Below are 9,880 nucleotides of genomic sequence, written 5' to 3'. Positions count from 1 at the left end.
TCCTGGCACATCTTTAGATGAACTCATCTGTGCCTACTGCGCTCAATAGTGTCTCTTTTTTATTTGAAATGACTATAGCTTGCAGCCAATACTTCTCGGTTAAGGTCTAAGCGTTACTGAGAATAGAAAAATGAAGCTCCTGGCGCTGAGTCCCAATACCTAGATAAACAGGTTTTTTGGACAAAAACTTGGAGCGAGGCTTTTTAACAACGCGGGGATTATTTCGACGCTGACGTTTTGGGAGCTTTTCATCTAAAATCTCGTGGCTTAGCCATGGAAAAAAAAGGGAGTTGAGATGCCTCAATATCTTGAAAATTAGGAATTGCCCGCCTAATCACATTCAAAGTACCAGTAAAGCCAATCCGTAATGGTGAAATTCTCGCTGTTTCTGCCGCTTGAAACATTAAATAACGGATGCACTAATGTCCGAGTAGCCAGCCATAAATTTCTTGAACAACTTCGCGAGGCTTGAGAGAACTAATGAGAGTTTTGCGAGATAAAAGATGAATTTTAAGTTCATCAATGGTACTTTCTATTTCCCATCTTTGGTGGTATTTTGCTGCTAACAATAAATATGGCAAGACCGTTAAATACATTAAACTCGCAATCATACGATAAGTTTTTGGATCTGAACCCGAGTCCATTGTGTACTCAATGATTCTGATTTTAATCTTTATTGCACCTTGTTTACGAGATTTACCATGGGGATTTATCCAACTTAAATAAGAGCCATCTTCTCACACTTGTTCTACCTCAAACTTGACATGGGCAGGTAATCGACCTCAGTAGTGACAAGATTGTTTAATTGTCGCATTGACCATTTTATAAGAGTGCAATCCTCTATCCCACATCAGCAGCATTCCCTCCGTAACTGACCGGAGGAGTTTTTGAACGCGCACCCGCTCCTCAATACGATATGGACATATCAACCCATCAACAATTAGATGAGTTCCTGTTTCTACCAGTAGCACTAATCTGACTTTTGGAAAAGCTGCTTTAGTCCCAGGTCCTGTTCCTGGATACCCAAAAACTCTCGCATTACCTGGACTATCTGGGACATCTATCACTGTTCCATCTACTGCCATGACTCGTAATCCACCCAAAAAAGCCCCATTTCTTTGTGGTGAAGCCATTGGATGAACGATTAGCTCAAATAACTGAGTCATTACTCTACATCCAACTCGCACCCCGTGCTTCACTTATTGAGGAACTACTTGGTACTTGCCAATACTCTCCTAACTGAATCCACTTCATGCTTAAACCATGAACGAGATTTTTGAGAACTGTTCTCATTGACACCGATGACCACAAACTCATGGCAATCACCAAACCAATCGCCAACTCAGATGGTAGTTTTCTTTGGCGCTTTTGCTGGCTATGAGTCTGACCAATTGCTTGTTGAATCGCTTCGGATCGTATTGCTGTTTCTAGTGCCTTCAATACGGATGCTGCTTCGATAATTGGAGTGATTAAGATAAATTCTTTTAGTGGCATCGATTTTACCCTCACCGCTCCACAAATTAATACCAGTTTACTTGATTTGGCGCTTAACCGAGAAGTATTGAGAGGCATCTAAGTTTTACCGTCACTTTCGATAGAATTTTTTTTGGCTGTCCCGCCCGCCCGAAAAATAAAATTTAGATGCCCAACAGCTTATTATCCATAGGGCAAAGCACACGGCACCTTACCCTCGGCCTACTATCTCGCGATCTATCCTCTCTCCCCGACGATCGATCCCAAATAGCCGTTGCTAAAATTCACCACTCATGTATGACTTGACTGCTGTCACGATCTACGCGAAACTTTACATACAACTGATGTATTGCTTCTACATATTAATAAGTTCTGTTAAGTTGTGACTCAAAACCTATCAATTGGTCAAAATTGATATAGCGCTTTGTCAGTCAGCCAACTCTCAAGAAGCTACTTCAGGAGGCATCGTCCCTGGCTTGCTGGTGTCGGTGTCTGTTCTCAATATTCCTATTCAGTCAGCCCGAATTATGGAAACACTAGAGTTTGTGATCTATCCAGATGGTCGCGTACAGGAAACAGTCACCGGCATTGTCGGTGCTTCCTGTGCTGAGGTAACGGCTGCAATTGAAGCTCAGCTCGGCGTGGTGCTTCACCAAGAGTCAACCTCTGAATATTTCACGCAAGCGCTGCATCAGTCAGCCGAAGCGACGGCCCAAGTGGCTTTTAGCGATTGGTAATTTTTGTTGTTGAGTTCACTTAAGTTTTTTTGGAACCACCATGTCACATTTTAGCCAAATTAAGACCCAGATCCGCAATTTGAATTCTTTGGAAGCTGCTTTAACTGACTTGGGTATCGACTGGAAGTCGGGCCCGACTGAGGTGCGTGGCTATCGCGGTCTCACCAGCACCGCTGAGGTCGTGATTGAGCAAAAAAACGGCTACGACGTAGGTTTTAGCTGGAACGGGACTGAGTATGAATTGGTGGCTGACTTGCAGTTTTGGCAGCAAGCTTGGTCTGTAGACCGTTTTCTGAATAAGGTGACTCAGCGCTACGCTTACCATACTGTGGTGAATGAAAGCGCTAAGCAGGGTTTCCAAATTTCTGAGCAAAAGCAAAATCAAGACGGTTCACTCCGCTTGGTGGTGCAACGCTGGTGCGCTTAATAATTTTTCGAGATTTTTGCAATCTTGTCTCATCAAAGTCCGCTTTCGCGGACTTATTTACTATTGTGGGGGTCTAAATGTCTGAGCTTTCTGGACTCGGAATAGATACAGCAAGCGATCGCTCTGGTTTAGAGCCGGAGTTGGGAGGTTTTTTGCGGGATGCGCCCGATCGCTCTGGTTTGGAACCGGAATTGGGCGGTGTGTTGCGCCAAAAAGGTGTCTATGTTGATGAGATTACCTGCATTGGCTGCAAGCACTGCGCTCACGTTGCTCGCAATACTTTTTATATTGAACCGGATTACGGTCGATCTCGCGTAGTGCGACAAGACGGGGATTCTGAAGATTTGATTGCTGAGGCGATCGACACTTGTCCGGTGAATTGCATTCACTGGGTTGATTACACCGAACTTAAGAATCTGGAAGAAGAACGCAAGAATCAGGTGATGCCAGTCGTTGGTTTTCCGGTGGATATGGCGATGGTTCAGGCCGGTGTTCGCCAGCGACAAAAGAATAAGTTGCGCGATCGTAAGTTCAAAGGTAGCCCTTGAAATCCCCAATTCCCATCCGCAGCTTGAAACCTGTGGCTCAAACAACAAAAACAGCCCGCGCGGGCTGTTTTTTGTATACATTGTATAGCCAACATTATTTGAGAGGATGGTGTTCAGCGAGAATTTTCTCAACTCTAGCTTCGTCGATTCTGGCAGTTAATGTTGTTGCCTCGTTGTTATCGCGAATGGTTTTTGCTAAAGTAAAAGACGAGCCGACTGAAAAAGTTAAACCCATACCCATAAAAGCTTTTTGCCAGGGATCTACCTGTAAATAAATGATACCTACAGTAGTTGCAGAAATGGCAAGAATAAAAGAAAGCCAGCACTGAAGTATCCAAGCATTAGTATCTTTTTGGCGTATGATTTGTTTCTGCATAGTGCCTCTAAGTCAAATATATCTTTTGGTTCATTAACTTAAAGAATAGATAGCGTGAGTGAAGCGGTCAGGAGAGGAAGGGACAGTTTCGATAAGTGAACAGTGCGATCGGGCTTTTTACTAAATATTTCAACGGTGTAGGTAGGGTTTGAGTCTCAAAGAAGACTCGCAGCGAGTGGACAGTTTAAAAACTCCACTAACGAAAGCTTGTTTTTTCTCAAAATAGCGTAAAGTGCGCTGAAGAGCACCATACTTCTTCCAATCGGCCCTATACAGCGCTTTCAACCGCCGAATCTTATCTACTTCGTTGGTGTAGCCCCAGTTTCAAGAGACTGTTGGCGAATTAAAAAAGGGTGAAACCAAACATCCCATAATCATGGAAACAAACGATGATGAGGCAGAAGGAAAAAGAGCGGAAAAACGACAGACAGGGGGCAAGCCAATCTGAATGTGGTGCCAAAATGCCCACATTCTTGACAGATTCATCGCAGCGGCAGTCACAATATGTTGCAGACGAGTTGTGGCAATACCCATATAACGAGCCTCACGCAAACCAAAAACACGAATTCCTTGAAATAGCGAACTTTCAACACCAGCCCGTAGGGCATAACGCTGCTTAAACTCCTGGGTATGTTGTCTAGCCCTACCTTTGGCTAGAGCTTCGCTTCCGCTTCATAAAGAGGTTGAGGTATGAGAGTCAGAACACGAACCCTAGCCGGTGAATGAGTACATTGAGAGCGAACAGAGCAAGCCACGCAATCGGGCAGACGTTCACGGACTTGAATCACGGGATAGCCATAGTTATCCGAGCATTGATGCCAGGATTTGCTGATGTGGCATTGCCGACAAGTAGCATGGCGATGCTCCCAATCAACGGTAAAACAAGAAAGCTCAAAGCCCAGCTTGGCTTTTTCTTGCCAACTTGAGTTGGAGGGTACAGGGCCAAGGAGTTCAAGGCCTAATTGAGTCTCACTTGTGAGCAAGTGTTGAGCATCAACATAAGCTGTATCGACAATATGTTTTTGTGGTAACAGGTGTTTATCAACTAAAGCTTGATGAATCACCTGAGTCATTTCGACAACTCCAGTAGTTGCGGGTGTCGTTTCCATATTGGTAATTAAATGAGGCAAATCTCGATCGCAAGTTTCTGTAAGATTTACTGTATAACCTGTCCAATTAGTATCTCTTTTTGTCCGATTGCGAGCCTCGATATCGTAAGGCGAAGTAATTAACTGCTTGTGGGGCGGTAAATCATCGGCTTCTGGCCAATAAACTTTACCTTTGCACCACCCATATTACTGTATCCAGGCACAGCGTAAAATTTCTACCGCTTTGAGCTGGCGCAACCATTCAGGACTCAAGGGGTCATACAAAGCTGACAACAAGTGATGACCATCATCGCTAATAGTCAATGCCAATCTGTGTTTTTCAGTTTCAGATTTCGGCAAGCGATATTGCTCAAATCTCGTGCCATAACGCTCAGACCAATCCTGATTGACTAATGTTAATAACCATTCATCGGCAACAGTTGCTAACTGATTTAAGGCCTGACTTAAAGTTTCTCCAACGCATTCTAGGCGGTTCATTTTCCGAAGGGTTCCGATGACATGAGTCAAATCACTTCTGGCTTTCCCTCTAGCTTTGAACCCTCCTCTATCTTGAAAATGTGCTAGCATTTGAGCTGGTAATTGACTTTCAGGTCCTGCTGAAATTAACCGACTTATCCATTCACTTAAAACTTAATTATCAAAACCACTATCAGTAATTTCTAATCGAATAAGCATATTTCCAATTTCTACGGCTTCTGACAGTCGCTTATCGGTCAGTCAATCACTCTGCAAATTGGATAACACTGATGAATGCTAATTATCTAGGTGATAAAGCAATTTAACCGCAGTCAGCTCGAAACAAGGTAATAAAGTCAGCATCTAAATACAATACTCCTAATTCGTCGCGCATTTTCATATAGGTATTGCCTTTGAGAAAGGAGGTTCGTGCTACGGAGGCGGTCATTTCTGGAATCAAGGACCTGTCACGAGGGTGAAGAGTAATAATAAATAATTTAATATGGTGCGTGATTACACAATCATTCTGCCTATTCATGACGGCGATATCTGAGAGGTTTGATCCCTCAGATATTCGCCAACAGTCTCTTTCAATCGCTACTACACAAACAAAGTCCGCCTTCGCGGGCTCAAGAAATCTAACCCGCGAAGGCGGGGTTTCGTCTGTGTAGACGCGGTTTCAACCGCCCTGTGTATGAGGCGCAATCAAACAGATGCAATCCGACGCTCGATCGCATTATAGAATCGATCGCCAATCTCACTCATCCCAACCTCAATTAACGCTTGATTGTCAGCACTAAAAACCCGAAAAGCTGATTCAGCCCCGCCAACTAAACCAATTTTCTGCCACATTTTGGTCAAATGTTCTTGCAGGTAAGACTCCCAAATTTCTTGATTTTTCGGCGCGACTGAAACTACAATGCAGTTGCCCATTTCACCAAACAAAATTTCATCCCAGCGGCTGACACTTGCTGAATTAAAACTGAGATGAATTTCGGCACCCATTTTAGCAGAGATACAGGATTCCGCGAGGGCGATCGCAATTCCACCTTCCGCACAATCATGGGCAGAACCTACCCAACCTTGCCGAATTCCATCACGACAAACCGATTGCACTTTTCTTTCTAACTCAAAATCTATCCTTGGCGGTTTCCCAGCTACAATCCCGTGAATTGCAGCTAAATATTCCGAACCTCCGAGAGTAGGAGAAGTTTGGATTTTTGAGCTTTCAGATGGAAGTTCTGAGTTTTGAGATGATTCACCAATTCCCAGCACATAAATTAAATCACCTTTCTTTAGCCAAGCTTGACCGCAAATCTTCTTCAAATCGGGAATTAACCCCACCATTCCGATTACCGGAGTTGGATAAATTGGTTGAGGATTCCCCTCCGCATCAACCGTTTCATTGTAAAGAGAAACATTGCCGCCAGTAACAGGCGTTCCCAACTCCCGACAAGCATCAGCAATCCCGCGACAAGCTGACGCTAACTGCCAATATCCGATCGCCTTTTCGGGACTGCCAAAATTCAAATTATCAGTAACTGCGAGAGGTTCAGCACCCACACAACTTAAATTTCTCGCTGCTTCCGCTACGACTGCTTTTGCACCTTCATAAGGATCGAGATAAACATAACGAGAATTGCAATCAACCGTTGCAGCAACTCCGGGAATCATTCCCAGGGGCGCTTGCTTCTTGCTAAGGGGGGGAGAAACTTTTGGAGTTTCCCTACCTTGTGCCTTTTTAAATAGAGGAATTACCTCTTCTTCCTGTTTGCTTTCAGAAGCTAGAGAAATAGCATTTTCTCTCTGTAAATCTCCCTTAGCAAGGGGGTGTACTTCTAGCCCGTTACCAAGGGAAGATTGGCAGGGTTCTAGCGGACGCAATCTGACAACCGCAGCATCAGCGCCTCCCGGTAAAACAACAGTATTGTTTTGCACTTGATGGTCGTATTGGCGATAAACCCAGCGTTTAGAAGCGATGGTGGGAGTATCTAAAAGCGTCAGCAAAATCTGATTCCAAGTTTGGAAATTACCGTTAATTTCGATACCTGTAACTGTGGATTGTGGCAGGGAATCCGCCGTCCATTCCCATGCTTTTTTAGCATATTCGGGCGGCTTTGTCAACAATTCTCGGTGATAAATTGGCGTGTTATCTGCCAAAGCAGTTGCAGTAATTTCGGCAGCGATTTCGCCTTTAAATAGAATTCGGACGATCGGCTCTTCGATGACTGTCCCTGCTACTACGGCGTGCAATCCCCATCTGTGGAAAATATCGATTAATTCCTGTTCGCGTCCTTTTTGGGCAACAAACAACATCCGTTCTTGGGATTCCGAAAGCAGGTATTCGTAAGGAACCATACCGCTTTCTCGAACGGGAACTTTGTCTAAATCGAATTCAATGCCGACGCCGCCTTTGGCTGCCATTTCTGATGTCGAACAGGTGATTCCGGCCGCACCCATATCTTGGGCGGCGACGACTGCACCGGTTTTGAATGCTTCTAAACAAGCTTCAATTAAGGATTTTTCTAAAAATGGATCTCCTACTTGGACGGCAGGGCGATCGTCCATTGATTTGTCGGTCAATTCTGCACTGGCAAAACTTGCTCCTCCCATGCCATCTCTGCCAGTAGTTGAACCGACGTACAGGACGGGATTTCCGATGCCCGATGCCCCAGATTTTACGATTTCTTGAGTTTCCATTAAACCCAAGGCCATCACGTTAACTAATGGGTTGCCGGAATAAGCAGGATCGAAGTAAACTTCACCGCCAACTGTGGGTACTCCGATGCAATTTCCATAATGAGAAATTCCCGATACTACGCCTTTGAACAATCTCTGAGTTTTAGGGTCGTCTAAGTTGCCGAAACGCAGGGAATTCAAAAGTGCGATCGGGCGAGCGCCCATTGTGAAGATATCGCGGAGAATCCCCCCGACACCGGTTGCTGCACCTTGGAAAGGTTCGACTGCTGACGGGTGGTTGTGGGATTCAATTTTGAAGGCGAGTTGCAAGCCATCTCCCAAGTCTACGACGCCGGCATTTTCTCCGGGTCCGACTAGAATACGATCGCCCTCTGTGGGAAACTGTTTTAATAGCGGCCGCGAATTTTTGTAACAGCAGTGTTCGCTCCACATGACGCCGAACATTCCCAATTCAGCTTTATTGGGATGGCGACCTAGACGCTGAACGATTTCTTCATATTCTTCAGGTGTGAGTCTTTCACCGGCAATTTGTTCGGGGGAAAATGGGGATTCGGAGATGGGAGACATGGAAACTCGTTATAAACCACAGGCTTTATTCTAAATGCCCTTTGGTTGGTTAATCTAAAATCTATAATCTAAAATCTAAAATCTATAACCCTAGGTCTTTGGGTTGGTTAATCTAAAATCTAAAATCTAAAATCTAAAATCTAAAATCGAATGACTCAACCTCGAAATTTCAATTTTGCCAACCAAAACTTGCGGAACCGTTCTTTTAAAGGGCTTGACTTGTCAGGGGCGAATTTCAGCGGTTGCGACATTCGAGGCTGCAATTTCACTGGGGCGATTTTGAGGGGGGCAAATTTTCAGGGTGTCAGAACCGGACAAAGCCGCAGGCGGGTGAGAAATTTGATTGCTAGGGCTGGGGTGACTGCGGTGACAGTGACGACGGCTGGGGCTTTGATTGGACTGATTGCCGGGGCGGATGCGGGGGCTGTGGCGGTGGCCGGAACCGCTGCTACGGCAATTGCTGCGACTCGGTGCGAGGCTGGGATTGTGGCGGGGGCTGTGGCTGGGGCTGCTGCTGCGATCGGCGCTAGCGGTATTGTGACATTTTTGGGCGGAGATACTATCAGGGGAATTGTCTTATTTTTGGTTTCGGGGGTAATTCTTGGGTTAACTGCGATCGGATTTTTTATCGCTGTTGAACAGATAGAAAAATTGTCGATAACGTCGTTTAGAAAAGCTGATTTAACTGATGCTGTATTCGATCCGGGGGCGGTTCTAGATGCAGATTTTTCCGATGCGCGAGGAGTGCCGTGGTAGACTCAACAATTACTGATTTTTTACCCATTCCCGGAATTCTCGCACTGCTGCGGTTGCGCCTGTAGTTTGACAGCGATCGATAAATTCGTCAACTTTTGCAGTCGGTAGCATGGGGAAAGCCAGAGAAAAATTGCACTCCGCATATTCGCCATTTTGCAATGGATAAAACTTGATGCTTCGTCCGTCGTAACGCCAAATTTCTGGTACGCCTAAATCTGCATATAAATCGAATTGATTTAAGGAACTGCTGGTAATATCAATTTCGAGTGCTAAATCAGGTGGCGGATCTTGAGCAAAGTCTAATTCTGTTCTCCCTCTGACCAGTGCTTCATTCTGGATATAATAACAGGAATCTAGTTCTTTTCCGGCTGCTTTTTTGCGTTTCTTAATAGTCATCGATCCAAAGGGGTTGTACTCTAGATTGAGTTCTTCTATGAGAGTTACAATTAAGCGATCGATCAGCCGGTTGCGATTTTCATGTTCCGGTAGCGGCACCATAATTTCTAATTGACCTTGATGATAAGCAATTCTGGTGGAACGTTTGTTGCCCAGTTCCGCTAACAGGCTTTCATATAATTGCCAACTGATCTTTTGCAGTAAAACTCGCTGTTCGGCGGGCGTTGATATTGTTAGCATTTTACTTGGATTTTAGAATTGGAGAATATTTTAGTTTATCTTTTTTTTGCGAACAGCACAAAAAGTATCTGTCGACAGCTACGGTCATGCGCTAC

Annotated in this window: 7 protein-coding genes and 2 pseudogenes; 4 read left to right on the top strand and 5 right to left on the bottom strand. The window is 44.8% G+C overall.

What is annotated here, in order from left to right; all coding sequences use genetic code 11:
- Positions 1-248: 248 nt before the first annotated feature.
- A pseudogene (locus QUA45_RS11295) lies at positions 249-1,404 on the bottom strand (IS4 family transposase).
- Between the two features lie 596 nt (positions 1,405-2,000).
- Between QUA45_RS11295 and QUA45_RS11290 the strand changes: the two are divergent.
- From QUA45_RS11290 to QUA45_RS11280, 3 genes are all read left to right on the top strand, one after another.
- A complete protein-coding gene (locus tag QUA45_RS11290) occupies positions 2,001-2,210 on the top strand; it encodes a DUF2997 domain-containing protein (protein ID WP_015176940.1) in 210 nt (69 codons plus the stop codon).
- Positions 2,211-2,250: 40 nt separating this feature from the next.
- Positions 2,251-2,637, top strand: a complete 387-nt coding sequence (locus tag QUA45_RS11285; RefSeq protein WP_242716193.1) for a DUF1257 domain-containing protein — start codon at positions 2,251-2,253, stop codon at positions 2,635-2,637.
- A 77-nt stretch (positions 2,638-2,714) separates the two neighbouring features.
- Positions 2,715-3,185 (top strand): ferredoxin, encoded by a 471-nt coding sequence (locus tag QUA45_RS11280; RefSeq protein WP_333098850.1) that lies wholly within the window; start codon positions 2,715-2,717, stop codon positions 3,183-3,185.
- A gap of 94 nt (positions 3,186-3,279) precedes the next feature.
- Here the strand turns inward: QUA45_RS11280 and QUA45_RS11275 are convergent, their stop codons facing one another.
- The 3 genes and pseudogenes from QUA45_RS11275 to purL all read right to left on the bottom strand — a co-directional run bounded on the left by QUA45_RS11275 (position 3,280) and on the right by purL (position 8,393).
- Positions 3,280-3,561, bottom strand: a complete 282-nt coding sequence (locus tag QUA45_RS11275; RefSeq protein ID WP_190662287.1) for a YiaA/YiaB family inner membrane protein — start codon at positions 3,559-3,561, stop codon at positions 3,280-3,282.
- A gap of 396 nt (positions 3,562-3,957) precedes the next feature.
- A pseudogene (locus QUA45_RS11270) lies at positions 3,958-5,613 on the bottom strand (transposase); the annotation flags it as partial.
- A 218-nt stretch (positions 5,614-5,831) separates the two neighbouring features.
- Positions 5,832-8,393 carry a phosphoribosylformylglycinamidine synthase subunit PurL gene (gene purL, locus QUA45_RS11265; protein ID WP_333220729.1) on the bottom strand — a complete coding sequence of 854 codons (2,562 nt, stop codon included), beginning with the start codon at positions 8,391-8,393 and terminating at the stop codon, positions 5,832-5,834.
- 150 nt (positions 8,394-8,543) lie between these two features.
- Between purL and QUA45_RS11260 the strand changes: the two genes are divergently transcribed.
- Positions 8,544-9,149 carry a pentapeptide repeat-containing protein gene (locus QUA45_RS11260; RefSeq protein ID WP_333098846.1) on the top strand — a complete coding sequence of 202 codons (606 nt, stop codon included), beginning with the start codon at positions 8,544-8,546 and terminating at the stop codon, positions 9,147-9,149.
- Positions 9,150-9,158: 9 nt separating this feature from the next.
- Here the strand turns inward: QUA45_RS11260 and QUA45_RS11255 are convergent, their stop codons facing one another.
- The gene (locus QUA45_RS11255) at positions 9,159-9,785 is read right to left on the bottom strand and encodes a Uma2 family endonuclease (RefSeq protein WP_333220728.1); all 627 of its coding nucleotides are present in this window, start codon (positions 9,783-9,785) and stop codon (positions 9,159-9,161) included.
- Between the last annotated feature and the right edge of the window lie 95 nt (positions 9,786-9,880).

The organism is Microcoleus sp. Pol12A5 (genome assembly GCF_036701435.1).
Classification (GTDB): Bacteria; Cyanobacteriota; Cyanobacteriia; order Cyanobacteriales; family Microcoleaceae; genus Microcoleus.
This window is presented reverse-complemented; position numbering and strand designations above follow the sequence as displayed.

Excerpts from the sequence above, each read along its gene's own strand:
- QUA45_RS11290 (WP_015176940.1), top strand. The coding sequence starts at position 2,001 with ATGGAAACACTAGAGTTTGTGATCTATCCAGATGGTCGCGTACAGGAA.
- QUA45_RS11285 (WP_242716193.1), top strand. The coding sequence starts at position 2,251 with ATGTCACATTTTAGCCAAATTAAGACCCAGATCCGCAATTTGAATTCT.
- QUA45_RS11280 (WP_333098850.1), top strand. The coding sequence starts at position 2,715 with ATGTCTGAGCTTTCTGGACTCGGAATAGATACAGCAAGCGATCGCTCT.
- QUA45_RS11275 (WP_190662287.1), bottom strand. The coding sequence starts at position 3,561 with ATGCAGAAACAAATCATACGCCAAAAAGATACTAATGCTTGGATACTT.
- purL (WP_333220729.1), bottom strand. The coding sequence starts at position 8,393 with ATGTCTCCCATCTCCGAATCCCCATTTTCCCCCGAACAAATTGCCGGT.
- QUA45_RS11260 (WP_333098846.1), top strand. The coding sequence starts at position 8,544 with ATGACTCAACCTCGAAATTTCAATTTTGCCAACCAAAACTTGCGGAAC.
- QUA45_RS11255 (WP_333220728.1), bottom strand. The coding sequence starts at position 9,785 with ATGCTAACAATATCAACGCCCGCCGAACAGCGAGTTTTACTGCAAAAG.